We start from the raw sequence: 24,950 nt of genomic DNA, 5'->3' as shown, positions 1-24,950 counted from the left end.
GCTAACCCAGGAACGCTCCCGAACCCGCAGTCTCTCCACCAGCTAGTCCCACACAGCGTCGTCGAGGCGCTCCGCCAACGTCGCCGCCCACACGGGAGCCGACGCCACCAAACCGTCGAGAAGCCCGACGGGAGTCCCGAACGCCAGCACCTGCGCAGGCGCCGAGGACCCCTCGACCCCCACGGCCGCGAGCGCGTCAAGCGGGCGCCGTTCACCCACGAACGCAAGCCACCGGCGCGTCTCGACCGCAGACCGGCCCACGTCGACCGCGGCCCACAGCTGAGCCGGGCGCAGCGCGTCGAGGACAGCGCCCACGCGCTCACGCCCCGCACGGTGCGAAGGAATGGCGACCGCGACGACGACCGCCGTCGTGCTCCCCGAGAGTCGCGACGCCAGCTCGGCCGCATCGTCCGCGTCCTCGAGCACGATGCGATCGTCCCGCTCCCGGTCCTCCGCGTCCTGCCCGGCGAACCGAGAATGACCGTGGTCGCCCGCGAGCACGATGCGCGACGGGGCGATGCCCGCCCGGCGCGCCAGCTGACCCGCAACCGTGAGCACAGCTCCCGGCTCGCCGACCACGGCGAGGATGCCGCCCGAGGGCCGCACGATCTCGGGAGCCCGCTCGACGTGCGAGAGCAACGACGACAGCGCGATGCGCAGGCCGGGCGCCGGCGGAACCGGACCCAGCACGGACGCGATGAGGTCAGAGGGAACCCCGACCTCGATGAGCTCAGGAACCGTGACCCCCGCACGCGGAGAGACGACGGGACGGTGGACGACGCGCGCCGCCGCCGGCGTCACGGTCGCCGGCGCGTCGTCGTCGGGCACGGCACGCAACGCACGCGGCCGTGGAGCCTGCGCTGCAGGCGCGGGGTTCTGGGCCGCGACGAGCGCGCGCACCCGGTCGAGCACCTCAGCAAAGTCCGAGCCGTCGGTCGAGAGGCCGACCGCGGGGGGCGCGGCGCCGCCAGCCGCCTGTGCCTCAGCGGCGTCCGCCGCATCAAGAAGATCTTCGAGCGAGGAGGGCGCCGCCGACGACCGCGCGCTGTCCCCGCGGGGAACTGCAGCGAGCGGGGTCGCCGCACGGAACGCACCGGGCGCGCCCTGCATGCTCGGCGCGCCGGCAGCCGGGGCGAGACCTGCCTCAGCAAGCTCGTGTGGCTCCGGCACGTCGACGAGCACCTCGTAGTACTCCCGAGCGAAGAAGCCACCCACGCCACCCGAACGCACGCGCTCGGCCTGCACGACCTTCGCGTACGGCCCATGCTCACGACGCACGCGCGCCACGAGCGCGTCGAGGTCAGGACCGTCAAGCAGCAATCGCCGGGACATCGCTCACCACCCCGACGGGCTCGACACGCTGGACCGTGCCCGTGACCTCGGCATACGACATGACAGGCACGTCGCCCAGCTGCGAGCGCACCAGACGCGCAAGCGCCGGCCGCAACGCAGGGGCGCACACGAGAATCGGCTCACGACCCTGCGCAGCACCGGTCTCGCGCAACTCACGCACGCGGTCGCACAGCGCCGCCAGACGGTTGGCGTCGAACGCCAGCTGCGTCCCCGAGTCTCCCGAGCGCAGCGACTCAAGGAGCGCGTGCTCAAGCATCGGCTCGATCGTCATGACCGGAACCACGCCCTGAACCGTGTGCTGCGCCGTGATCGCGGGCGCAAGCGCACGCCGCGCCGCCTCAACAAGACCCTCAGGATCCGTCGAGACCCGCGCGCGCGTCGTGAGCGCCTCATAGATGCGGCCGAGGTCACGCACCGAGACACCCTCGGACAGCAGGCCGGCAAGCACGCGCTGCACCTCACCGAGCGGGAGGAGCGCGGGAACAAGCTCGTCGACGACAGCGGGGCTCACCTGCTTGAGGCTCTCCGTGAGGACGCGCACGTCCTCACGCGTGAGGAGTCGGTCGGCGTGCTGCACGACGATGTCGGACAGGTGCGTGGCCAGGACCGAGACACGGTCGACGACCGTCGCACCCGTCATCTCGGCAGCGAAGCGCGACTCCGTCGGGACCCAGCGGCCATCGAGACCAAAGACGGGCTCACGCACGGACTCACCCGGGAGCGAACCCAGGTCATCGCCGAGCGCCAGGACGCGCCCGGGCGGCAAGATGCCCGTGCCGACCTCGACGCCCGCCACGAGGACCGAGTAGGTCGCGGGCGAAAGCTCGACGGAGTCACGCGTCCGCACAGGCGGGACGACGATGCCGAGGTCGAATGCGATCGTGCGGCGCAGCGAACGGATCCGGCCGAGCAGGTCGTCGCTCGCTCCCGGACGCACCAGGTCGACGAGGTCGGGCGCGAGGCGCACCTCGAGCGCGTGGACGCGCATCTCCTCAAGGATCTGCTCGGTTGCGTCGCGCTGCGGCTCCGCGGGCGACGCCTCGGCCTCAGCCTCGGCCACCTCACGCGCTGCGTCACGGTTGCGCACGCGGCGGCTCGCGACGACAAGGACGATGCCGACAGCAAGGAAGGGCAGCTTCGGCATGCCCGGCAGGAGCGCCAGACCGATCGACGCGCACCCCGCGATGAGCATCGCGGTGCTCGACTGCGACAGCTGCACGCCCGTCGCGGTACCGAGGTCCGTGTCGCTCGCGGAGCGCGTGACGATGAGGCCCGTCGACACCGACAGCAAGAGCGCCGGGATCTGCGTGACGAGACCGTCACCGATCGTGAGGAGCGAGTACGTCTCGAGGGCCTCGCCCGCGCTCATGCCGCGCTGGGCCATGCCGATCGCGAAGCCACCGACGAGGTTGATGACCGTGATGATGATGCCCGCGATCGCGTCACCCTTGACGAACTTCGAGCCACCGTCCATCGCACCGTGGAAGTCGGCCTCGGCCGACACCTCGGCGCGGCGCCTGCGCGCCTCGTCCTCGGTGATGAGCCCCGCGTTGAGGTCGGCGTCGATCGCCATCTGCTTGCCCGGCATCGCGTCGAGCGTGAACCGCGCCCCGACCTCAGCCACACGCCCCGCACCGTTGGTGATGACGACGAACTGGATGACGACGAGGATGAGGAAGATCACCATGCCGATGACGAGCGATCCGCCGATGACGAAGTGACCGAAGGCGCTGATGACCTCGCCCGCGTAGCCGTCGCGCAGCACGAGGCGCGTCGAGGCGACGTTGAGGCCGAGCCTGAAGAGCGTCGCGACAAGAATGATCGACGGGAAGATCGAGAAGTCGAGCGGCTTCTTCACGTACATGCTGATGAGCAAGATCATGAGGGAGCCAGCGATGTTCACGACGATGAGCACGTCGATGAGCGGCGCCGGCAGCGGCACCACGAGCATGAGAACGATGCCGACGATCCCCACCGGAACGGCGAGGGGCCCAATCTTCTTCATCAGTCAGACTCCTGGAGCGGGGCGGCGGCACGGTTGACGACAGACCTATCGGCCGTCGCCGTCGAAGGGTGAGGAGTTCGCGCCTCACGGGCACGCCGCTGACCTTCCCGGCGTGAACGCAAGCGATCAGCACGCGACATAACGGGAACCTCGGTCCCCTTGGGCATCGTGTGGTGCCCTTGGCCCGCACCGCGTGCCTTGAGCGCCATGACGAACGCGAGCACCTGCGCGACAGCCGTGAAGAGCTCGGCGGGAATCTCCTCGCCCACCCGGCACGAGCCGTGGATGACGCGGGCGAGCGGGATGTCGTGCACGAGCGGCACGTGGTGCTCCTCGCCCGCCTCACGGATGCGCGCGGCAAGCGCGCCCTGGCCCGCGGCGACGAGCCGCGGCGCGCCCGTGCCGGGCTCGTAGCGCAGCGCCACAGCGATGTGGGTCGGGTTGACGATGACGACGTCAGCATCAGAAACATCAGAGATCATGCGGTTGCGGCTCATCGCCAGCTGACGCGAACGGATCTGCCCCTTGAGCTGCGGGTCACCCTCGGACTGCTTGTGCTCTTCCTTGATCTCTTGCTTCGACATGCGTGACTGCTTGCGGTTCTTGCGCACGATCACCGCGAGGTCGACGAACGCCAGGCCGAGGCCCGCAGCCACCGCGCCGACGACGAGCGCCCGCACCGCGCCCCCGCCGATCCCGAGCAGCGAGGCGAGCGAGTGCCCGCCCGCGACGGTGAGCTGCGGGACGATCGAGGACACGCCCTGCCACAGCACAAGACCCACGACAACCGTCTTGAGCAGCGCCTTCGCACCCTGCCACAGCGACTGCACCGAGAACACGCGCTTGAGGCCCTTGGCAATGTTGAGCTGCTGGAACGACGGCTTGAGCTTCTTCGTCGAGATGTGCAGGCCGCCCTGGGCGACGTTGGCGATGATCGCGGCGAGCACGACGACGACGAGCACGGGCGTCAGAGTCCCGAGAACCGAGCCGAGGGCGTCGGTGAGCGCAGCCAGCGCACGCTCGGGGCTCGGGTCCGCCGCGATGTCGGTCACGGCCGTCAGCTGCGCCTCGCCCGCCGCCCGCGCGGAGTCGATGACGCGCGGCAGCATGAGCGCTGCCGCGCCCACGCCGAGCCACGCCGACAGGTCCTGGCTGCGCTGCAGGGAGCCGTCCTTGCGCAGCTTCTTCATCCGTTGCGGTGTGGCCTTCTCGGACTTCTCACCACCGCCCGACGCGTCAGCCACTACCCCACCCCGAGGATCCGGCCGAACGACCGCAGCGAGTCATCAGCAAGACGCTCGACCAGGTGCGGGAGCGCAAGCATGACGAAGGGAACGAGCAGGAGCGTGAGCAAGATCTTCAGCGGGAAGCCCAGGACGAACGCGTTGAGCGCGGGGGCCACTCGCGTGATGAGACCGAGGGCCGCGTCAGCGAGGAAGAGCACGACGACGAGCGGACCCGCGACCTGGAGCGCCACGAGGAACATGCGCCCCGCAACCTGCGCGATCTCGCCCGCCGCAGGCCCCATGTCGAGGCTTGCGTGAAGCGGCACGAGGTCAAAGCTCGCGGCCAGGCCCGAGAGCGTCACCTGGTAGGCACCCGTGACGAACATGAGGACGATCGCGATCATCTGAAACAGACGCGTGAACTGCGCGCCCATCACCATCGACTGAGGGTCGTACGCCTGCGCGATCTGAAAGCCCCCGAAGAAGTCGATGAACGAGCCCGCCGCCGAGACCGCAGCGATGAGCGCGTACGTGACGAAGCCGAGCGCCGCGCCGACCACCACCTGGATGAGCAGTGCCCCCACGAACGCGCTCATCGCCGTCGACGCGGGCTCCTCGAGCCGCGGCAAGACCGCGAGCGCGAGCCCGACCGAGAGCATGGCCCGCACCCGCGCAGGGACCGCGCGGTGAGAGAACGGAGGCGCGATGACGAGGAACGCGACGATCCGCACCGAGGCGAGCGCGACGGTCTCAACCGTGGCGAGCGCGAAGGACAGCTCCACGTCGCTCAGCCTCCGAGGAGGCCGGGAATACGCTCAAAGAGCTCGTGGGTGAACGAGACGAGCTCAGCGATCATCCAGTGCCCCGTGACGAGCAGCGCCACCGCGACCGCGATCGCCTTGGGCACGAACGACAGCGTCACCTCTTGCACCTGGGTGATCGACTGCAGGAGCGAGACGGCGAAGCCCACAACGAGCGCCGTCACGAGGATCGGCGCAGCAAGCTTGGCGGCGACCGTCATGGCGCTCAGCGCGATGTCGAGAACAGCGTTGGGGCTCATGTGTACGTCCCGACGAGAGCGGTGATGATGAGCGACCAGCCGTCGACGAGCACGAAGAGCAACAGCTTGAACGGAAGCGAGATCATCACGGGTGGGAGCATCATCATGCCCATGCTCATGAGGGCCGACGACACGACGAGGTCGACGACGAGGAACGGCACGAAGATGACGACGCCGATGATGAATGCCGCGCGCAGCTCCGAGAGCATGAACGCCGGGATGAGCGTGAGCATCGGGACGTCCTGCGGGCTCGCCGGGTTCTCGAGGTTGCCCGCGCGCGTCATGAGCGCGACATCCTCCTCACGCGTGAGACCGAGCATGAACTCACGCAGGGGGCCTGTCGCCGCCTCGACCGCGGCGCCCAGGTCGATCGAGCCGTCGAGGTAGGGCTGAAGCGCCGCCTCGTTCACCTCGCTGAGCACGGGCTGCATGATGAACAGCGAGAGGAACAGCGCGAGGCCCGCGAGCACCTGGTTGGGCGGGACCGTCGTGAGGCCCAGGGCGTTCCGCGTGAGGCCGAGCACGACGAAGATCTTCGTGAAGCTCGTCATCATGAGCAAGAGCGCGGGGGCGATCGAGAGCACGGTCGTGCCGAGCAGGACGAGAAGCGAGGTCGACGGGGCTGACTTCTCACCGTCGATGTAGATCGAGACGGCTCCGCCGTCGTCGTCGCCCGGAGCCGCAGGCAGCGGCGCAGCAGGCAGGGGCGCCGCAGGCAGCGGTGCAGCGGGCAGCGGTGCAGCGGGCAGGTTCGCAGCCGGGAGGGCCAACGTCTGCGTCGTCGTCTGGACCGCCGTGCCGGCAGGCACAGCCTGCGCCTGCGACGGAAGCGCAAGCCCGACGCCCACCACGACGACGAACGCCATCGCGACCACGACCGCAGCCCGCATGAGACCGTGCAGGCTCCGCCCCACCCGCACGCTCACAGGAGCCCAGCGCGACCCTGCGCGCCCTCGGACGCGGCAAGGCTCGCCCGCAAGATCTCATCAAAGTCCGCCGCCTCATCGGCGCTCGACGCCTCGTCGGCGGAGAACACCACCGCGTCGTCCGCAGCGGCGACCGGAGCCTGCGACGTATCAAGAACAGAGATGCCCTGCTCAGCGACGCCGAGCAGAAGGCGTCGGCCACCCACCTCGACGAGCGCAAGGCTCGCACGCGGCGTCAACGTCGCCCGCTCGACGACGCGCAACGCACGCTCAGGCGCCGGACGCCGCTCACCGAGGCGCGCAGCAAACGCACCCCACACCTCACGCAGCCCCGAACCCGCACCGGCGCCCGCGCGATTCGTGCGCAGACCCAGCCCGCGACGCGGAGCACGCGCGGCAGACGCGGCCGGGCCGCCGAGACCCGAGCCCGCAAGACCGGCACCCGACGGGGCACGGCCCGCAACCCGCCGACCCGCCCACCACAGCAGCCCGGCGATCGCGGCCACCGCGACAACGGTCCGCAGCAACGGGACGACGAGCTCCATCAGAGCCCCGCGTGAGCGAGGTCGACGATCTCAGTGATGCGCAGACCGTAGTCCTCGTCGACGACGACGACCTCACCGCGCGCCACCAGGTGACCGTTGACCATGAGGTCAGCGGGCGCACCGGCGACACGGTCCAACTCAATGACCGAGCCCGGAACCAGGTCGAGCACCTGACGCACAGGAAGCTTCGCGCGGCCGATCTCAGCCGTGAGCGTCATCTCGACGTCGTAAAGCATGCGCAACGCAGCCGCGTTCGGGCCCGCCGCGGGAGCCCGCACGGCCGCCGGGGGCACGGGCGCCGTCTCACGCACACCGAACCAGCCGACGACGGTCTCGCCCTCGGTGAGCGCGAACACCTCCGTGCCGTCCGTCGCAAACGTCGCCTCGGTCGTCGGGGCCGCGCTCATGTCCGTGAGCACGCCGTCACGCAACGCCGCAGCCGCAGCCTCGAACGCAGGACGCACGACGTCCTCCAACGTCCCGCCCGCGCTCGCGAGGGCCGCGTCGACCGCGGTCCCCACCACGAGAGTGAGAGCCGCGCCGCCCGCGCCCACCACCTTGCCCGCAACCCCCGCACCCGCGGGAACCACGTCGTCCGACGTGCGCACGCGCACGCCGAGCGGAACATCGGTCGGAAGGGCAGCGGCCAGCGCAAGCGCAGCCGGAAGCGCCGTAGCGGCGCCGTCGGTCATCGAAGTCATCGTTCGTCCTCCTCGAAGTTGACGACCTGGCAGGCCAGCTGCCGGCCGTTGGCACCGACCACCGCGTGGGCCAGGACCTTGTCGTCGACGACCACATCAAGGGGCCGCGACGACGGATGGGTGAGCATGACGAGGTCGCCAACCGCAAGGTTGACGAGCTCACGCGGGCGAATCGGCAGGGCGCGCAGGCGCACACCGACCTCAAGCGGAACCTCATGGATCTGGGCGTTGACCCGGCGACGAGCCTCGCGCACCTCGTCGGACTCACCGCGGCCACGGCCACGGTTCTCCGTGACGCGCAGAGCGTCGATGAGGTGCTCGGCGGGCGTCATCACCGTCGCGGTCCACTCGCTGCCGTCGAGCGCGACCCTGTACGCGATGCGCACGACGGGCTCGGCCGCAGGAATGAGCTGGGCGAACTGCGGGCTGTACTGCAGCTGCGAGATCGTGCCGTCAAGCGGCGCAACCGAGGAGAACGCGTACCGCAGGTCGCCCATGGCGCCCTGCAGCATCTTCGTCACGAGCTCGCCCTCGATCTCGGTGTGCTCGCGCTCGGGCACGGCTCCGCGCAGGCCCGGCCCCGCGAGCATGAGGTCGATCCACAGGAGCGAGAGCTCAAGGGGCACCTGGACGACGAGGGGCGCGTGGGAGTTCGGAAGCTTCGCGACCGCCATGAGCGTCGGGTCAGGCAGCCCGCCCACATAGTCGTCGTACGACACCATGTGCACGGACTCGAGCTGGACGCCCGTGACGACACGCAGACGCGAGGTCAGCAACGTGCCCCACTGGCGCGCAAACGTCTCCGCCGCAACCTCGATCGCACGCGAGTACTCGCGCGCAAGCGTCATGGGTCGCCGGAAGTCGTAGGTCTCGACAGTCTTCGGCTGGGTGCCCCGGAGAGTTTCGTTGGTCACGAGAGCCAGATCGGCCCTCGCTCACCAGGTATGAGTCATTATCGGCGAACGTCATGCCGCCGCAGGTCAGCGCCCCAGGACTGCGCCCCTACTGGGTGACGAAGTCGGTGAAGTACACGCTCATCACATGACCTTCGTAGGCGACGCCCAGCTGCTCCTCGAGCGCCTCACGCACCGCCTCGCGCCCCTCAGGCGTCGCGACGTCGGTGACCTCACGGCCCGTGAGCAACGTGATGACCGCGTCCTTGGCCCGCGTGACGTCAAACTCCGCGCCCGCATCAGCCGTCAGCTGCAACCCCAGCCCGACGCGCAGGTACTTGCCGGCCGCGAGATTGACGTTCATCGGCTCGAGCTGCACGATCGCGCCCGGCACGGGCGGCTCGGCCGCCTTGCGGGCGTCCGCGTCCGGCTTGAGCACGACGAGATACACCGTGAGGCCCGCCGCGAGCACCGCGGCCAGCACAGCGATGAGAGCGAACTTCACCCATGAGGGACGACCCGGCTTCACTTCCGGGGTCGGCTCCGGCTCAGGGGCCTGCGCCCCACGGCCCGCACCGATCTTCTGACGAGGCGCGCCGACGACGCGCTGCTCCACAACGGCCATGTCAAGCCCCTTCCGACTGCTTCTGGATCTCTGGCAGGAGCTCGCGCACCCGCTCCGGCTGCGCGCTCAGCACGACGATGTCAACCCGCCGGTTCGCCGCCAACGACTTTGCGTCCGTCCCATCGATGAGCGGACGAGCCTCGCCATAACCGACGGACGACACGCGGCTCGGCGTCGCGCCGCTCTCCTCGACGAGGCGACGCAGCACTGCGGTCGCCCGGGCCGACGACAAGTCCCAGTTGGTCGCGAAGCGCGACCCCGACGGAACGATGTCCGCATGCCCCTCGACCTTGAGCTCGTAGCCGCTGTCCGCGAGCGGGCCGCCGACCGCGTCGACAACCTCGCGGAACGCACCCGTGATCGCGTCGGAGCCTGGCGCAAAGAAGACGTCGGACGTCACCATGCCGATGATGAGCCCCTCAGCCGTCACGCGAAACTCAACCGCGCCCTCGTGCCCCTTGGCACCGAGCGCGCCCGCCACCTGCTCGCGCAGCTCCGTGAGGTCCGCGAGCTCAGCAGAAGCCGCCGCATACTCCTCAGGAGTGTGCGCGTTCCCCGCCTGGCTCGCCATCTCGGTGAGCGTCGAGCCGACGTCGGGAACCGCCACCAGATCGCTCACCTGCGTTGTCACGCCCGCGCCACCCAGGAGCACCACGTCACCCGACTGCCCGAAGCCGCGCGCGAGAGAGGACTTCAACGCCTCAAACTTGCCCGCATCGACCTGACCGATCGCATACATGACGAGGAAGAGCGCCATGAGGACCGTCATCATGTCGGAATAGCTCACGAGCCACCGCTCATGATTGACGTGCTCTTCAGGCTCTTCGCGCCTGCGCCGCCGCCCACTCATGCCGCATCCTTGAGGACCTGGCCGGGAGGCAAGAGCGACCGCAGACGTTCGCCCACGAGGCGCGGGTTTGCACCAGACTGCACAGAGAGCAAACCCTCAAGGACGAGCTCCATCTGCGCGCACTCAAGGTCAGAGAGCCGCCGAAGCTTGTTCGAGATCGGGAGCCACATGAGGTTGGCCGACGCAATACCCCACAGGGTCGCGACGAACGCCGCAGCAATCATGTGACCAAGCTGCTCAGGCTGCGAGAGGTTCTCAAGCACGTGCACGAGCGAGACGACCGTTCCGACGATGCCGATCGTCGGCGCATACCCGCCCATGTCTTGGAAGAACTTCGAGAACACGCGGTCCGAGGTGCGCTTGGCAGCAATGCGGTCCTCAAGGATGACGCGCAGATCTTCCGGGTCGGTGCCATCGATCGCGGCCCGCAAGCCCTCACGAAGAAACGGGTCACCCAGGTCGCGAGCGTCACCCTCGAGCGCAAGGAGACCCTCGCGTCGGGCACGCTCAGCGAGCGAGACGATCGCAGCGATCGACTCGTCGGGCGTCGGAACCTTGGCGGAGAAAGCTCGGGGCAGAGCCTTGAGCGCGCCGACGAAGTCACGCAGCGGGCCACCGGCCATCGCGGCACCGAAGGTGCCGACGAACACGAGGACCATCGGCGCTGGGAGCAGGATGCTCATCGGCGACGCGCCCTCGAGGACGATCATCGCGAGCACACCGCCGAAACCGACGATGAGGCCTAGAGCGGTTGCGGGATCCATCAGCGACCCTCCTCGGGAATGGGACGGACGACGGCCAGCGGCTGACGCTGAGCCTCGCCCTCGTCGTCGGACACGAACGACTGCGCCCTCGCAATGACGCGGGCACGGAAGTCAGTCATCGCCTCAACAAGGTCTTCGAGGGACTCGGCCACGATGTACTTCGTGCCGTCGACGAGCGTGATGACCGTGTCCGGCGTTGTCTCGACGCGCTGGACGAGATCGGGGTTGACGGCGAACCGTCCCCCTTGAAGGCGCGTGACAACGATCATCTTTCTTCACCGTTCCCTGGTGTGTAGCGGGTCCTTCCGTGGACCCTCACGCTGCCCATCGGCGGGCGCCGGGAAGCCATGAGGAATTCGGCGCTCCACGCCGTTCCTTATTCCCGGCTCCGGCCGTCCGATAGTGACGTGCAGACGCGTGGAGCGCCCCGCTCTCGACGATTCACAGGAGAACGACGACGATGACGACAAGCTCAGCACCCAGCGCTCGCTTCGGCACGAAGCGATTAGCGAACCTCCGCATTCGCACGAAGATCCTGCTCCTTGCCCTCACGCTCGGACTTTTCGCCACGACGATCGCCGTCTTCGGCTCCATCCAGCTGCAGACCCTCGCGACCTCGAGCGGATCCGTGAGCCAGCGCACCGCCGAGCTCGCCGACTCGATCCGCCAGCTCCAGAACAACGTGTGGGCCACCCGCGCCGGCGTCCTCGAGATCGGGGCGGTCCCCCGCTCGGCGCGCCCCGCGGTCCAGGAACGCGTTCAGACGACCTATGACGAGATCGCCGGCTCGAGAGACGCGTACGAGGCGTACTTCCTCAAGCTCACGGGCCAGGAGCTCAGGTCGGCTGACACGTTCTACGCCGCGTGGGAGGCCTACGGCGAGGTGGCCCTCGGCCGCATGATCCCCGCCGCCATCGACGACAAGACCGTCACCTACCAGACCCTGCAGGCGACCGAAGGCACGACCAAGGGCGCCGCGACGATCGAAGCTCTCAGCGGCATCACCGACGACCTCAATGCCGCGATCGACTCGAGCATCGCGTCGAGCAAGGCCCGCGCCACGCAGACGACGATCGTGCTCGTCGCACTCTCAGCCGTCCTCATCGCCCTCGGCCTCATCTTCGCGTTCGTCATCGCCAACGCGATCGCCCGCCCGATCGGAAGCGTCCGCGACGCCCTCCAGGCCCTCGCTCGCGGTGACCTGTCGACGGTCGTCGCCGTGCGTGGCCGCGATGAGGTCGGTCAGATGTCCGAGGCCCTCAACGACGCCCAGGCCATGCTGCGCACGACCCTCACGGGCGTGGCCGAGTCCTCGGTCACCGTGGCGGCCTCGTCCGAAGAGCTTGCGGCGAGCAACGCGCAGATCGCGTCCGGCTCCGAAGAGGCATCGGCACGCGCAGGCGTCGTCGCCTCCGCAGCCGAAGAGGTCTCCCGCAACGTCCAGACCGTGGCCGCAGGCGCCGAGCAGATGAGCGCCTCGATCCGTGAGATCGCACAGAACGCTGCCGAGGCAGCATCGGTGGCCGCGACGGCCACCGCACAGGCCGCCACGACGTCCGAGACCATCGCGCGCCTCGGCACGTCCTCCCAGGAGATCGGCGCCGTCGTACGGGCGATCACCTCGATCGCCGAGCAGACCAACCTGCTCGCCCTCAACGCGACCATCGAGGCCGCGCGCGCAGGCGAGGCCGGCAAGGGCTTCGCGGTCGTCGCCGGCGAGGTCAAGGAGCTCGCGCAGGAGACCGCGCGCGCGACCGAAGACATCGCCCGACGCGTCGAGGCCATCCAGGCCGACACCGACGGTGCCATCCTGGCGATCGGTGAGATCACGCAGATCGTCGCACAGATCAACGACTACCAGATGACGATCGCGTCGGCCGTCGAGGAGCAGACCGCGACGACCAACGAGATGTCACGCTCCGTGACCGAGGCCGCCACAGGGTCGACCGAGATCGCACAGTCGATCACGGGCGTCGCAACCGCGACGGCGTCGGCGACCGAGACCGTCGCCCAGACGAGCACGGCGGTCGACGAGCTCGCACGGCTGGCCGCCGACCTGCGCTCGAAGGTCGCGGTGTTCTACTTCTGAGTCTGATGCTCCCCTGAGAGCCGCGGTGGGGTCAGCCCCACCCGCGCGTCACGTCGGCCCTTCGCACTCCGTGCGGGGGGCCGACGGCGTTCCCGACCCGGTCGGGGCGTCGGGGCGTCGGCACGTCGGCACGTCGGCACGTCGGCACGTCGGGACGTCGGGACGTCGGGACGTCGGGACGTCGGGACGTCGGGGCAAGACAAAACCGCGGCCCTGACCTCCGGGGGATGAGGTCAGGGCCGCGGGGCCATCGTGCGGGGCTCAGCCCGCTGTCATCAGCGCTTGAGGTTGACGAGCTCCGAGAGCAGCTCGTCGCTCGTCGTGATGACGCGCGAGCTCGCCTGGAAGCCACGCTGGGCGATGATGAGGTTGGTGAACTCCTGCGAGAGGTCGACGTTCGACATCTCGAGCGCACCACCCATGAGGCTGCCGCGACCACCAGCGCCGGCGATGCCGATCTGCGGGTCACCCGAGTTGACCGACGTCGTGTACGACGAGCCGCCCGCCTTCTCCAGACCGACGGGGTTCGAGAACGACGCGATCGAGATCCGGCCGACAGCCTGCTTCGTGCCGTTCGAGAACGCACCCATGATCGTGCCGTCCGGGTTGATCGCGAACGACTGCAGCGCACCTGCGCGCGCACCGTCACGGCCCGTCGACTCAACCGTCGTGAGGGCCGCGTAGCCCGTGATCGCCGACAGGTCGACGCTGCGCGCACCGACCGTCATCGTGCCGCCCGCCGTGAGCAGACCATCGGTTCCGAAGGTGAGCGCACCCGTGGCCGTGTTGACGCCGTCGGAGGCCGCCACATCCCAGCCGGCCGCGGTGCGCGTGTAGCTGACCGTGAGGGTCGACGCCGTTCCCACGCCGTCGTAGACCTCGACGTCACGCGTGAGCACGGTGCCGAGGGCCGCGTCGTCGGGCAGGTTCCCGCCGAACTTCACCTCGGTCGTCGCGCTCGCACCCACGAGCGTCGTCATGGGCAGGCTGAGCGTCCCCACGGGGCCGCCCACGTCGACCGAGCCGTCCGCGGCCGCGGTCCACCCCTGCACGAGCGAGCCGTCGGCCGTGACGATCTGGCCGAGCGCATCAAGCTCGAACGAGCCGTTGCGCGTGTAGTACTGCTGCCCAGCGCGCTCGACGACGAAGAAGCCGTCGCCCGAGATCATCATGTCGGTCGAGCGGTTCGTCGTCTGCGACGCACCCTGCTGGAAGTTCGTCGTGATGGCAGCCACGCGCACGCCGAGGCCGACCTGAGCGGGGTTCGAGCCACCGACGCCCGGCTGCGGGGCGCCCGCGTTCTGCAGGACCTGCGAGAGCGTGTCCTGGAACTGCACCTGCGAGGTCTTGAACCCCACGGTGTTCGCGTTGGCGATGTTGTTGCCCGTGACGTCGAGCATGGTCTGGTGTGAACGGAGGCCGGAGATCCCGGAGAAGAGCGAACGCAGCATGGTGGAGTCCTTCCTAGGGCCGTCAGGCCGCGGACGAGTCGGTCGAGGGTGCGCCTGCCTCATCGGCCGGCGCGTCGGGGTCAGCAGCGGTTTCAGGGTCCGTCGGCGCCGCAGGCGGCGGGACGATTCCCGAGATCGCATCGAGAGTGACGTCGGTGGCCCCGACGCGAACCGTCGGCACGGAGCCGGCGAACGACACCGCGGAGGCCAGGCCCGTCTGGGTCTGCCCCTCGGCGTCGGTGTAGGTGACGTGCTGCCCGACGTAGGCCGTCGCGGTGGCACGCATCTGCAGCGCGAACGACTCGAGCGACGTCGAGCCCAACTGCGTGAGCTGCTCGACCGTCGCGAGCTGCGAGGTCTGCGCCATCATCTGCGTCGTGTCCATGGGCGACGTCGGGTCCTGGTAGCGCAGCTGCGCAACCAGAAGCTTGAGGAAGGACTCCCCGTCGAGCTCGTTCTTCGAGGACGCGGGGGTGGTCCCGGAGTGGATCGCGGTGCTTGCTCCGGCACCCGAGATTGCGTCGGTCATCTGTCTTCCTCTCAGGCGACGACGTCGACGCCGCCGCGGCGGGTCACGTCCTCGTTCGGGGCGGCTGCGGCACGTTCGGCGCCCGCCGTGGGTTCGGTGGTCGCCGAGGCACGCGCCTCGCGAGCCTCGTGAGCGAGCTCGCGCTCGGCGTCACGGCTCTCGCGCTCGGCGATCGTGCCCTCGTCGAGGGTGAGGTCGCCGCCGCCTGCGGCCGCAAGGTCCCGGCGCAGGTCAGTGAGTGAGGCGCGCAGCTGCTCGCGGATCGCGTCGGTTGCGCCGACGAGCTCGACACGCACGCCGTCAGCCCCCAGGTGCGCCCGCACCTGGACGGGGCCCAGGTCACGCGGTTCGACGCGGAGGGTGAGGATGTGGTCGCCGAGGGGCAGAGCCTTGAGCGCGCCGAGGGGCACGCGCAGCTGCTCGCTCATCGGCGGTGCCTGCGGCTGAGGTGCGGGGGCCGCGGCGGACGCTGCGACGGGTGCGGCGGGCGCGGCCACGGGGGCGGCGCCGGCCGGTGTCACCGCTGCGGTGGGTGCCGCGGCAGGCGCCGCAGGTGCGGTGGCCGACTCGGCATTCGCGGGCGCGGCGACGACGCCCGCCTGGGCGGGCGCCGCAGGTGCGTCCTGCGCTGCGACGATCGACGGGCCTGCGTTCGGGTGCGCGGCGCCGTCGGCCCCGGCCCCGGCAGCTCCCGATCCTCCCGCTCCCGTGCCCGCACCGGAGCCGGTCACGGGGGTCGCTGCCGCGGGTGCGGCAGCGGCGATCTCGCCCGACGGCGCCGCGGCGGTCGGTGCCACGACGGCCGCGGGCACGACCGCAGTGGCCGGCGCGGTCGCCGAGCTCGCGGTCGCGGCGGGGGCTGCGGGCTGGTCTGCTGCGACCGCTTCGCCCACGGCGTCTGCAGCGGTCGTCGTCTGCGCGGGCGCGGCCACGGCGGGCGCGGCCACGAGCTCGGTCGCCGACGCGTCGGTCGCGCCCGGTGCGGGGACTCCGCCCGCGAGCACGAGGCTCGGGTCGGTCGGGGCAGGCTGCGGCTGCGGGCTGAGGGCGTTCGCGCCCGCGGCATCCGTTGCGGCCTCGCTCACCGATGCGTCGCTCGACGCGGTCTCGGACGACGACGCCGCGCTCGACGAGGCGGTGCCCGACGACGCCGTGCTCGACGAGACGGTGCTCGACGACGCTGTGCTCGACGAGTCCGTGCCCGACGCGGCCTCGCGCACCCGAGCCTCGCGAGCCTGAGGCTCACGCACCCGTGCCTCGGCCCGGGTCGCATCCGCCGACGTCGCCGCGGCGAGGGAGCGCGTAAAGTCATCGCCGCCGCCGGACGTGCCAGAGCGAGGCGCGGTGCGGGCAGGCGCCGGAAGCGGCGCGACCTGCATGATCGTCGTCATCGTGTCTCCTTCTCACTCGGTCCGACGTTGGGCTTGGTTCGCCCGGCGGCCTCATCGAGGGCCTTTTGCTCTTCGGCTAGCTCGTCGGCCGCGACCTCGGCATCGTGCCGCTCTTCAAGCCGTTCGAAAGTCTTCACGCGTCCCCGCGCCGCAAGCCACGCCTCTTCAGCCACGCGAGCGGCCGCGCGGTGCACCGCGACGAGGGCGTCGGCATCCGAGAGGTCGCGCCGCATCGCGGCGCGCGAGGCCGCGAGCGCCTGCCACACCGAGACAGGCACCGACGTGTCGAACGTCGACCCCGCAAGCCGCGCGGTGGCCTGGGCGCTGCGCTTCTGAGCGTCGGAGACGACCCCGTGAGCGCGCGCGAGGTCCGCCGCGGCCTGATCTTCCTGGAGACGACGCACGCGCAAGAGCGCGGCGAGTCGAAAGGGACCACTCATGCGACATCCCTTCGTGTGCCGAGCGCGTCAACGAGCTGCGCAAGGCGCTGCCACGAGTCCACGGGGGACGCCGAGGCCTCGACGGACTGCTGAAGAAAGGCGTCGATCGCGTCCGTGTGGGCGAGCGCCGCGTCGACGAGCGGGTTCGACCCGCTCACGTACGCGCCGACGTCGACGAGATCCTGCACGCCACGGCGAGCCGCCATGACCCGCCGCAGCTCGGTCGCGTCGCCGCGCTGGGCGGGGCTCGTCACACGGCTCGCGACGCGCGAGATCGAGCCGAGCGCGTCGATCGCCGGAAAGTGTCCTGCGGTCGCCAGACGCCGGTCGAGCACGACGTGACCGTCGAGGATCGACCGTGCCGCGTCCGCGATCGGTTCGTTGTGGTCGTCGCCGTCGACGAGAACCGTGTAGATCCCAGTGACGGAGCCCGTCGGGCCCGTTCCCGCCCGCTCGAGCAGCTCAGCAAGGACGGAGAACGTCGACGGCGGGTAGCCGCGCGTGGCGGGCGGCTCCCCGACGGAGAGTCCGACCTCACGCTGAGCCATCGCGACGCGCGTCAGCGAGTCCATCATGAGCACGGCGTGGCGGCCCTGGTCCCGCAGGTCTTCGGCGATGCGCGTCGCGACGAACGCCGAGCTACGACGCACCAGAGCGGGCTGGTCGCTCGTCGCGACGACGACGACGGACCGTGCGAGGCCCTCGGCCCCGAGGTCGTCCTCGAGGAACTCACGCACCTCGCGGCCACGCTCACCGACGAGCGCGATGACCGAGACCTCAGCCTCGGTCCCGCGCGCGATCATCGACAGCAAGGTCGACTTACCGACGCCCGAGCCCGCGAACAAGCCGATGCGCTGGCCGCGCCCGACGGACGTGAGCGTGTCGAGCACGCGCACTCCGAGGTGAAGAGGCTCGGCGACGCGGGCGCGCTCGAGCGGGTGAGGGGCCCTGCCCGCGACGGGCACGTAGCGCACGTCGCGCAGGGGGCCGCGGCCGTCGATCGGGCGACCGAGCCCGTCAAGCACACGTCCCAGCAGGCCTGGGCCGACCGGAACACGCAGCGGGCCGCCGGCCGAGCGGGCCTCGAGGCCCGTACGAATGCCGACGGCTGGCGCGAGCGGCATGCACCGCAGGACGTCGCCCGACGTCGCGACAACCTCGGCGGGCATGCGGTCGTCGCCGAGCTCGACAAGATCGCCGATCGCGCAGCGCAGACCCTCGACCTCGACCGAGAGACCCACGGCCTCGCGCACGCGGCCGACGAGCTCGGGCCGCGCGGCCTGGAGCGCGGTCGCCCACGTCATCGCGCACCTGCGTCGGTCGGGTCACCCAGGAGGTCGGGGAGGCGTGACGCGTCGGCGACGGACTCCTCAAGGGCGGCGCGCAGGCGCGCCATGGCCGTGCCGAGACGTGCGTCGAGGTGACCCGTGGGCAGCTCACTCACTGCGTCGCCCCGCTCGAGCGTGGCGTCCTCGGCGAGCGTCACGTGCGCGGGGAGCGCGTGGTCGCCACGCTCGCACATGGCGCGCACGTGAGCGAGGTCGGTCGGGTTGAGCCGCACGACGACGGGGCCGGTCGTGGCAGGAAGCTCGAGCGCCCGGGTGAGGGCGGCCCGCGCAGAGAACTCGTCACGCGAGAGCTCGACACCCACGATCGCCTCGGCGAGGTCGATCGCGAGCGCGACGAGCGTCGCGGTCGCATCCTCGACGACGCCGGCCTCACGGGAGGCGGCGGCGCCTGCGGCCGCTCCGAGCGTCCGCAGGGCGTCGTTGAGGCGCGCCCGCGCGTCAGCTTCGGCAGCCTCGGTGCGCTGCGCAACGCGCTGCGCCGCGGCGACCGCCGCATCGGCTGCCGCACGCGCGCCCGCAGCCCAGCCGGCCGCGTGCCCCGCGACCCGAGCCGACTCCCTCACGGAAGCGGTGCGGGACTCGGAGACGACGGCCAGCTGTGCCGGGGCAAACACGTGCTCAATTGACATATTCGTCCTCGCCCTCGCGCGAGATGACGATCTGACCAGCCTCTTCGAGGCGGCGGATGCCCTGAACGATCTCGGCACGCGCCTCCTCGACCTGCGAGACACGGACCGTGCCGAGCAGCTCGATCTCTTCGACGAGGTTCGTGCGCGCCCGCTCCGACATGTTGCGGAGCACGGCGTCGCGCTCGGCGTCGCCCGCACCCTTGAGCGCGAGAGCCAGCGTCGGCGTCTCGACGCCACGCATGACGAGCTGAAGCGCACGGTCCTCGAGCAGGACGATGTCGGCGAAGACGAACATGCGCGAGCGCACCTCGTCCGCCAGGTCCGCGTCGCGGTCCTCGAGCCCCTCGAGGATGAGCTTCTCGGTGCCCGGGTCGGCGCGGTTGATGATCTCGACGAGCGGCTGCACGCCACCGAGGGCTGCCGACTCGCGCGGCGTGAGCACGGAGGCGGACTTGCGCTCGAGCGCATCGGCGACCGCCATGACGACGTCGGGCGCCGCGCGCTCCATGAGCGCGATACGGTGCGCAACCTGCGCCTGCGTGGCCGGCTGGAGGCCGCCCAGGATCTGCGAGGCGTGCTCGGGACGCAGGTGAGCGAGAACGAGAGCGATCGTCTGAGGGTGCTCACCATTGATGAGAGCGATCACCTGGCGGGCGTCAGCCTGCTGAAGGTACTCGAACGGCTTGCCCGCGAGCGAGGTCTGGAGACGCTCCAGCATCTCGCCGGCCTTCTCAGCGCCCATCGCGCCCTCGAGCAGCTGGGTTGCGTAGCCGAGGCCACCGCGCGAGACCTGCTGAGTCGTGGACATCGACTCGTGGAACTCACCGATGACAGCGTCAACGACGTCGCGGTCGATGCGCTCCATGCGCACGATCGCGGCCGTGACGTCTTCGATCTCGGTGTCCGACAGGAGCGCGAGGATGCGCGCGGCGCGCTCCCGGCCCAGCTGCATGAGCACGAGCGCGGCACGCTGCGTGCCCGAGAGGCCCGCGATGTTCGGCCGCGGACGAGGCCGCTCGGCCTCTTCGACGGGCCCCGCGACGACCGCAGGAGACTCAGCGGTGGGCTGATCGGTTGTCGTAGCAACGGTCATGAGCGAGCCCCCGCATCCATGAGTGCACGAATGCGCTCCGCCATGTCGGCCGGGTCTTCGTCGGCCGCGGTCATGACCTCAGCACGCTTGGCATCGGCCTCGATCTGCTGGCGGTCGACCGGACGCGACGCCACGAGCGTGCGCTGTGCCTCGTCGACGACCTCGAGCGCGAGGGCCGTGGGGTCGGGTGCGATCGGTCGCACATCGATCTCGCCGATGTCGAGCGCGAGGCGGTCCGGAGCCGGAGCCCGGCGGCGACGCAGCGCGAACGCGACGATGACGAGCGCGAGAAGAACAGCACCGGCGATCGCGGCCTGGCGGATGAGCGCCGAGCGCTCCGCAGCCGCGGCGGCAGCCTCGTCGGCCGCGATCGCGGCAGCAGCCGCGTCGGCGTTCGAGGAGTCGAAGGCCATGCGCTGAACCGTGACGACGTCACCGCGCTCAGCGTTGACGCCCGCAGCGGTCGCGACAAGCTGCTCGAGGTCCACCATGTCGAGGGCGTTGCCCGCCGTCGCGTCAACCGCGACGGAGACGGACTGGCGACGCACGGTGCCCGGCGTCTGCTCGGTGATCTCGGTGATCTTGTCGACCGCGTTCGTCACGGTGCTCGACTCGTTGAGGTACTCGCCGTCGCCCCCGCCCTGACCGTTCGGCACGGCGATGTTGTCGGGGCCGAGCACACCGGTCGTGCTCCCCGTCCCCTGGAACTCCTCGCGCGTCGTCGACTCCGTGAGCGGCAGGCGCTCCTCGGGCGTCTCAAACTTCTCCGACGTCGTCGTGCGGCTGTCAAGATCAAGGTCGGCAGTCACCGAGACGACCGCGCGGCCCTGGCCGACGATCCGGTCGAGCATCGTCTGCACCGCGGCGGCAACCCGGCCCTCGTACGCGGTCACGCGCTTGTCGGTTCCGCCGTCAGCCGCACCAGGGGTCGCCCCGACGGCTGAGAGCACGGTCCCGCCCGAGTCGACGACGGCGACGTCCGTCGCCTTCATCCCCTCGATCGACGCCGACACGAGGTGCGTGACGGCCTGGACCTGATCGCTCGTGAGCGTGGTGCCGCGCTCGAGCGTGACGAAGACCGACGCCGTCGGGTCGGGAGTCTCGGAGACGAAGACCGTCTTCTCGGGGAGCGCGAGCCGCACGGAGGCGGCGCGCACGCCGTCGAGCGCACCGATCGTCGCGGCAAGCTCACCCTCGAGGGCGCGCTTGTACGTCGTCGTCTGCTGGAACTCCGACGAGCTCATGCCCATGTCGTCGAGAAGCGAGTAGCCGCCCTGGCTCGCGTCGGCAGGCAGGCCAGCCGCCGCGGTCGCGAGACGCATGCGGTAAACGTCGTCGCGGGCGACGAGCACGGAACCGCCCCCGTCGGCGAGGTCGTACGACACGCCCTCAGCCTCGAGGACATCGACGACCGCCGCCGCGTCCTGCGCGGACAGACCGGTGAACAGGGGTGCGTACATGGGGCGGTTGCCCCAGACGACGAGCGCCGCGACGACGAGCGCGATCGCGGCGAGACCAATGAGGGCGAGCGTGCGCTGGGCCACCGTGAACTCGCGCACGGCGCCGCCCACGCGCCCCAGCGCGACGGAGAACTTCTCGGGCATCAGGCCTGCATCCTCATGATCTCGTTGAACGCGTCGACAGCCTTGGTGCGGACGGTCGCCGTGAGCTCAAGCATGAGCGCAGCCTGCGACGACGCGATCGTGTACTGGTGGACGTCCTTGAGGTCGCCCGTGACCGCACGTACCGCGAGGGCGTTCGACGTCTCCTGAGCGGAACGCAGGTCATCGAGGGCGCCCACGAGGACGCCACCGAAGCCGCCGTCGTCGGACGCAGCCGCACCCGGACGCGTCGCGGACGGGGCCGAGCCGACCGCAGCAAGTGCGGCGGGGTCGAGGTAGCGGGTCGGCGTCGTGCCGATCCCCGCGATGGCGTCGATCATCAGGAACGTCCGATCTGCAGTGCGGCCTCGTAGGTCTCCTTCGCGCGGTCCACCACGGTCGCGGAGGCCTGGTAGCCACGCTGCGCCATGATGAGCTGCGTCATCTGAGACGACATGTCGACCTCGGGGTAACGGACGTAGCCGTCCTCGTCAGCCAGGGGGTGCGTGGGCTCGTGCACGAGCCGGCCCTCGGCCGAGCCGAGCACCGTTCCGCGCACCTGGACCCCGCCGCCGTCCATCGACCCGGCCACGACGTAGCGCGCCCGGAAGGCCTCTTCGCTCGTCGCGGTCGCGTTGTTGACGTTCGTGAGGTTGTCGCTCACGGCATCGAGCCACTTGCGGTGGACGGTGAGTCCCGTGCTCGCGATCCCGATCGCTCCGAAGATGGTCATCTCAGCTCCTCATCGCGGTGCGCACCGAGCTGAACGCGCCATCGACCGCGCGCGTCGCCAGCTGGACCCGCAGCACGGTGTCGATGTTCGACAAGGTCTCGGTGTCGAGGTTGACGTTGTTCCCGTCAAGGCGGGTCGGCTCGAGGCTGCGCGCCGACGTCGGGGTGACGTGGCCGGATCCGTCGCGCACGGCGGACAGCAGCTGCTCTTCGAACGCGACGCGTCGCGCCTGGTAGCCGGGGGTCTGGAGGTTCGCCACGTTGTCCGCGATGGCACGCTGGCGCTCGGCCAGGCCATCCAGAGCGCTTGTGAGCGCTGACAGGGTCACGGATTCAAGCACGCGTCGCCTCCACGGTCGAACGGTGTGGTGTGCCAATCCATGGCGTCAGGGTGAGCATTCCGTTGCTCACGTGCCTCATCGGCCCACCACTCGCGGGTATGAGGAAGAGTCGTGCAGGATTTCCTGCGGACTCCGGGTCGACCGCCCAGGGTGGACGAGGCGGTCGGTACGAGGTCAGCCTTCGGCGTCGAGGTACACGGGTCGCGTGTGGTTGACGGCCGAGTCCTGCACGCGGGCGCGGACCCGCGTGGCACTGAGCGCACGAGCCAACCGGGTTGCGGTCGTCCGCTGTGCGTCGAGCACTGCGCGCGCCCGGTCCGAAAGCTCGGGCGGCAGCGGGCCGAGGCCTTGGGGCACGCGCCACGCCGTGGCACGGCGCAGGACGAGCGGTGCCACCTCGTCGGGCGAACCGTCAAGGAGCAGGTTGGTCTCGGCCAGGTCGGCTTCGAGGACGTCGAGCGCAGCCGTCCAGGCGGCGACGTCGGGTGAGGTCATGGTGCCCATGGCGGCTCAGGCGATGCCGAGGTCGCCGCGTGGGCCCGCAGTGCGGGCCGGGGCGGGGATGCCGCCCGCTTCGACGTCAACCTCACGCAGTGCGCCGTGCCAGGCGTCGCGCAGCTCGCTCACGTGCGTCGTGCACGTCGCGAAGCGTTCCGCATCGAGCGCGACGGTTGCCGCCATCGTCTCGGTGAGCAGGTGCGTGTAGAGCGAGAAGAGCCTCTCCGCTCCGTCCCAGGCCGTCTGGTCGAGGCTCGACATGAGCTCGGCGAGGATGTCCTGGGCGTGGCTCGCGTGCTGCACGGTCGTGCTGCGATCACGTGCGGTTGCGGCCGTGCCGGCGCGCTCGAGGTCGAGCGCGAGCCGGTCGTAGAGCATGGTGACGAGGCGACCCGGGCTCGCAGAGAGCACGGAGTCACGCAGGAACTGGGCCCGACGGGCGGTTGCGGTGATGGTCACTTCTTCGTCCCCTGCAGCTGCGAGAGCTGCTGCTCGAGCCAGCTCGACGTCGAGTTGAGCTTGGAGAGCGACACCTCGAGGGCCGCGTACGTGCGCTCAAGCGTCGCCCGGCGCACCGCGAGACGGTCGTCCCAGGCGACGATCCGGTCCCCGAGGTCCTTGACGGCCCCCTCGGTTCCGCGGATGCGCGAGGTCAGGGTCCCGTTCTGCGGGTCGGATGCCCGGGTCGCAATCGCACCGCCGGCGTCGGCGAGCGCCGTGACGAGTGCCTGGGCCTTGGCGGGGTCCGCCGCGAGGGCGTCGCCGAAGGCCTTGGCGTCGAACGCGTAGCGTCCGTCGCGGCCGAGGGTGATGCCGACGTTCGCGAGAGTCTCGCCGCCGGCCGTGAGGCCCGCGATCGAGAGCAGGTCGGTTCCGAGCCCGCGCACGAGGCTCTCGCTCGCGAGGATCCCGGGGGTGAGCTTGGTCGAGCCGTCGGAGGTCGTCGTCGTCGTCGCCTTAGTCCGCGAGGAGATCTCCTCGAGCAGGACGTTGAGCGTGGAGACGAGGCCCTGCGCGGTCTTGGTGATCGTCGCTGAGTCGCGCACGAGGTCGACCGTGACGGGCTCCTCGGTCGCTGCCGTGAGCGTGAACGTCACGTCCTCGATGACACCGGCCACCGAGTTGGACGCGCTCGTCACGGTGCGCTCAGCGGCGCTTCCGGGGAAGAGCGTGAGGCGAGCATCTGATGCTGCGCTGATCTCGACGAGGTCGAGGGCGCGCGTGCCGGTCGTCGTGGCGGCCTCGACGGTGAAGCCGTTATGCGTGCCGGTGCTCGTCGCGGTGAGCTGAAGGCGGTTCTCGGGGGCCTCGGCCGTGCCGACGTTGATGACCGACGCGCTCACGCCGAGGTCGGCCTTGTTGATCGCGGCGGCAAGGTCACGCGGGTCGGTGCTGAGCGGGCTCACCGTGACCGGGTCGCCGCTTCCGATGCGGACGGTCAGCGACGGCGCAGAGGTGTCGAGGTCGGCGGGAAGGGTGACGAGCGAGGACTGCGCAGTCGCGAGGGCGTCAACCGTGAACCGGATCGAGCCAGCGGCCGCCTTGGCACCCGCGGCGACCGTGACGGCCGGTGAGCTGGAGGACGCGGTGACCGCGGTCCACGAGGACGGGTCAGCGACCTTCTTGGCGGTCTCGGCGAGCGACGCGAAGCGCGTGTTGAGGCCCTGGAGCGCGGCGACCGTGGCGGAGGCCGAGATCTTCTTGTTGTTGAGGAGCGTCTGCTGTCTCGCCTCGACCTGCATGAGCTGGTTGATCATCGCGGTCGTATCCAGACCGGAGACGATGCCGTCGATTCCGAAGCCTGCCATGGGGTGTGTCCCTTCCGAGTCCGCGCCGTAGCACGGGAGCGGGGTGCGGGG

The 24,950-nt window shown here is 70.4% G+C and carries 28 protein-coding genes; 1 reads left to right on the top strand and 27 read right to left on the bottom strand.

Annotated elements, in window-relative coordinates:
* Positions 1–42 precede the first annotated feature (42 nt).
* The 13 genes from ACTVCO_RS05310 to ACTVCO_RS05250 form a co-directional block, all read right to left on the bottom strand.
* Positions 43–1,332, bottom strand: coding sequence for a hypothetical protein (locus ACTVCO_RS05310; protein WP_443727371.1), 1,290 nt, complete (start codon positions 1,330–1,332; stop codon positions 43–45).
* A complete protein-coding gene (flhA, locus tag ACTVCO_RS05305) occupies positions 1,310–3,358 on the bottom strand; it encodes a flagellar biosynthesis protein FlhA (RefSeq protein ID WP_443727370.1) in 2,049 nt (682 codons plus the stop codon). The genes ACTVCO_RS05310 and flhA overlap by 23 nt, the downstream gene beginning before the upstream one ends.
* Positions 3,358–4,602 carry an EscU/YscU/HrcU family type III secretion system export apparatus switch protein gene (locus tag ACTVCO_RS05300; protein WP_443727369.1) on the bottom strand — a complete coding sequence of 415 codons (1,245 nt, stop codon included), beginning with the start codon at positions 4,600–4,602 and terminating at the stop codon, positions 3,358–3,360. The genes flhA and ACTVCO_RS05300 overlap by 1 nt, the downstream gene beginning before the upstream one ends.
* Positions 4,602–5,366 carry a flagellar biosynthetic protein FliR gene (locus tag ACTVCO_RS05295; RefSeq protein WP_443727368.1) on the bottom strand — a complete coding sequence of 255 codons (765 nt, stop codon included), beginning with the start codon at positions 5,364–5,366 and terminating at the stop codon, positions 4,602–4,604. Before ACTVCO_RS05295 ends, ACTVCO_RS05300 begins: the two co-directional genes overlap by 1 nt.
* A gap of 5 nt (positions 5,367–5,371) precedes the next feature.
* Positions 5,372–5,644 (bottom strand): flagellar biosynthesis protein FliQ, encoded by a 273-nt coding sequence (gene fliQ / locus ACTVCO_RS05290; RefSeq protein ID WP_443727367.1) that lies wholly within the window; start codon positions 5,642–5,644, stop codon positions 5,372–5,374.
* Entirely contained in the window at positions 5,641–6,564 is a 924-nt protein-coding gene (gene fliP, locus ACTVCO_RS05285) for a flagellar type III secretion system pore protein FliP (RefSeq protein ID WP_443727366.1), read from the bottom strand. The genes fliQ and fliP overlap by 4 nt, the downstream gene beginning before the upstream one ends.
* A 2-nt stretch (positions 6,565–6,566) precedes the next feature.
* Entirely contained in the window at positions 6,567–7,115 is a 549-nt protein-coding gene (locus ACTVCO_RS05280) for a flagellar biosynthetic protein FliO (protein ID WP_443727365.1), read from the bottom strand.
* Entirely contained in the window at positions 7,115–7,816 is a 702-nt protein-coding gene (gene fliN / locus ACTVCO_RS05275; protein WP_443727364.1) for a flagellar motor switch protein FliN, read from the bottom strand. The genes ACTVCO_RS05280 and fliN overlap by 1 nt, the downstream gene beginning before the upstream one ends.
* Complete coding sequence (locus tag ACTVCO_RS05270; RefSeq protein ID WP_443727363.1) at positions 7,813–8,730, bottom strand: flagellar motor switch protein FliM; 918 nt, start codon at positions 8,728–8,730, stop codon at positions 7,813–7,815. Before ACTVCO_RS05270 ends, fliN begins: the two co-directional genes overlap by 4 nt.
* An 88-nt stretch (positions 8,731–8,818) precedes the next feature.
* On the bottom strand, positions 8,819–9,334 hold the full coding sequence (locus tag ACTVCO_RS05265; protein ID WP_443727362.1) for a flagellar basal body-associated FliL family protein: 516 nt from the start codon (positions 9,332–9,334) through the stop codon (positions 8,819–8,821).
* 1 nt (position 9,335) lies between these two features.
* On the bottom strand, positions 9,336–10,184 hold the full coding sequence (locus tag ACTVCO_RS05260; RefSeq protein WP_443727361.1) for a flagellar motor protein MotB: 849 nt from the start codon (positions 10,182–10,184) through the stop codon (positions 9,336–9,338).
* Complete coding sequence (locus tag ACTVCO_RS05255; RefSeq protein WP_443727360.1) at positions 10,181–10,948, bottom strand: motility protein A; 768 nt, start codon at positions 10,946–10,948, stop codon at positions 10,181–10,183. Before ACTVCO_RS05255 ends, ACTVCO_RS05260 begins: the two co-directional genes overlap by 4 nt.
* Positions 10,948–11,217 carry a flagellar FlbD family protein gene (locus ACTVCO_RS05250; RefSeq protein ID WP_443727359.1) on the bottom strand — a complete coding sequence of 90 codons (270 nt, stop codon included), beginning with the start codon at positions 11,215–11,217 and terminating at the stop codon, positions 10,948–10,950. Before ACTVCO_RS05250 ends, ACTVCO_RS05255 begins: the two co-directional genes overlap by 1 nt.
* Positions 11,218–11,408: 191 nt before the next feature.
* On the opposite strand from ACTVCO_RS05250, the gene ACTVCO_RS05245 reads away from it, so the two are divergent.
* Complete coding sequence (locus ACTVCO_RS05245; protein WP_443727358.1) at positions 11,409–13,037, top strand: methyl-accepting chemotaxis protein; 1,629 nt, start codon at positions 11,409–11,411, stop codon at positions 13,035–13,037.
* Between the two features lie 275 nt (positions 13,038–13,312).
* Here ACTVCO_RS05245 and ACTVCO_RS05240 read toward each other — a convergent pair whose 3' ends face one another.
* The 14 genes from ACTVCO_RS05240 to fliD all read right to left on the bottom strand — a co-directional run bounded on the left by ACTVCO_RS05240 (position 13,313) and on the right by fliD (position 24,899).
* A complete protein-coding gene (locus tag ACTVCO_RS05240; RefSeq protein WP_443727357.1) occupies positions 13,313–14,488 on the bottom strand; it encodes a flagellar hook protein FlgE in 1,176 nt (391 codons plus the stop codon).
* A 22-nt stretch (positions 14,489–14,510) separates the two neighbouring features.
* Positions 14,511–15,017, bottom strand: coding sequence for a flagellar hook assembly protein FlgD (locus tag ACTVCO_RS05235; RefSeq protein ID WP_443727356.1), 507 nt, complete (start codon positions 15,015–15,017; stop codon positions 14,511–14,513).
* Between the two features lie 11 nt (positions 15,018–15,028).
* Positions 15,029–16,408: a flagellar hook-length control protein FliK gene (locus ACTVCO_RS05230; protein ID WP_443727355.1), complete on the bottom strand. Its 1,380-nt coding sequence runs from the start codon at positions 16,406–16,408 to the stop codon at positions 15,029–15,031.
* Positions 16,405–16,848, bottom strand: a complete 444-nt coding sequence (fliJ, locus tag ACTVCO_RS05225; RefSeq protein WP_443727354.1) for a flagellar export protein FliJ — start codon at positions 16,846–16,848, stop codon at positions 16,405–16,407. The genes ACTVCO_RS05230 and fliJ overlap by 4 nt, the downstream gene beginning before the upstream one ends.
* Positions 16,845–18,152, bottom strand: coding sequence for a FliI/YscN family ATPase (locus ACTVCO_RS05220; RefSeq protein WP_443727353.1), 1,308 nt, complete (start codon positions 18,150–18,152; stop codon positions 16,845–16,847). Before ACTVCO_RS05220 ends, fliJ begins: the two co-directional genes overlap by 4 nt.
* Positions 18,149–18,826, bottom strand: coding sequence for a FliH/SctL family protein (locus tag ACTVCO_RS05215; RefSeq protein ID WP_443727352.1), 678 nt, complete (start codon positions 18,824–18,826; stop codon positions 18,149–18,151). Before ACTVCO_RS05215 ends, ACTVCO_RS05220 begins: the two co-directional genes overlap by 4 nt.
* Positions 18,816–19,919 (bottom strand): flagellar motor switch protein FliG, encoded by a 1,104-nt coding sequence (gene fliG / locus ACTVCO_RS05210; protein ID WP_443727351.1) that lies wholly within the window; start codon positions 19,917–19,919, stop codon positions 18,816–18,818. The genes ACTVCO_RS05215 and fliG overlap by 11 nt, the downstream gene beginning before the upstream one ends.
* Complete coding sequence (fliF, locus tag ACTVCO_RS05205; protein ID WP_443727350.1) at positions 19,916–21,523, bottom strand: flagellar basal-body MS-ring/collar protein FliF; 1,608 nt, start codon at positions 21,521–21,523, stop codon at positions 19,916–19,918. The genes fliG and fliF overlap by 4 nt, the downstream gene beginning before the upstream one ends.
* On the bottom strand, positions 21,523–21,861 hold the full coding sequence (fliE, locus tag ACTVCO_RS05200) for a flagellar hook-basal body complex protein FliE (RefSeq protein WP_443727349.1): 339 nt from the start codon (positions 21,859–21,861) through the stop codon (positions 21,523–21,525). Before fliE ends, fliF begins: the two co-directional genes overlap by 1 nt.
* The gene (locus ACTVCO_RS05195) at positions 21,861–22,253 is read right to left on the bottom strand and encodes a flagellar basal body rod protein FlgC (RefSeq protein ID WP_443727348.1); all 393 of its coding nucleotides are present in this window, start codon (positions 22,251–22,253) and stop codon (positions 21,861–21,863) included. The genes fliE and ACTVCO_RS05195 overlap by 1 nt, the downstream gene beginning before the upstream one ends.
* Position 22,254: 1 nt before the next feature.
* Positions 22,255–22,593, bottom strand: a complete 339-nt coding sequence (locus ACTVCO_RS05190) for a flagellar basal body rod protein FlgB (RefSeq protein WP_443727347.1) — start codon at positions 22,591–22,593, stop codon at positions 22,255–22,257.
* 174 nt (positions 22,594–22,767) lie between these two features.
* Positions 22,768–23,088: a hypothetical protein gene (locus ACTVCO_RS05185; protein ID WP_443727346.1), complete on the bottom strand. Its 321-nt coding sequence runs from the start codon at positions 23,086–23,088 to the stop codon at positions 22,768–22,770.
* A gap of 15 nt (positions 23,089–23,103) precedes the next feature.
* Positions 23,104–23,550, bottom strand: a complete 447-nt coding sequence (locus ACTVCO_RS05180) for a flagellar export chaperone FliS (protein WP_443727345.1) — start codon at positions 23,548–23,550, stop codon at positions 23,104–23,106.
* Positions 23,547–24,899 (bottom strand): flagellar filament capping protein FliD, encoded by a 1,353-nt coding sequence (fliD, locus tag ACTVCO_RS05175; RefSeq protein ID WP_443727344.1) that lies wholly within the window; start codon positions 24,897–24,899, stop codon positions 23,547–23,549. Before fliD ends, ACTVCO_RS05180 begins: the two co-directional genes overlap by 4 nt.
* Between the last annotated feature and the right edge of the window lie 51 nt (positions 24,900–24,950).

Source organism: Sanguibacter sp. A247, assembly GCF_052324925.1.
Lineage (GTDB): Bacteria > Actinomycetota > Actinomycetes > Actinomycetales > Cellulomonadaceae > Flavimobilis.
Note: the sequence above shows the minus strand (reverse complement) of the source record. Positions and strands in the feature narration are given on the sequence as shown.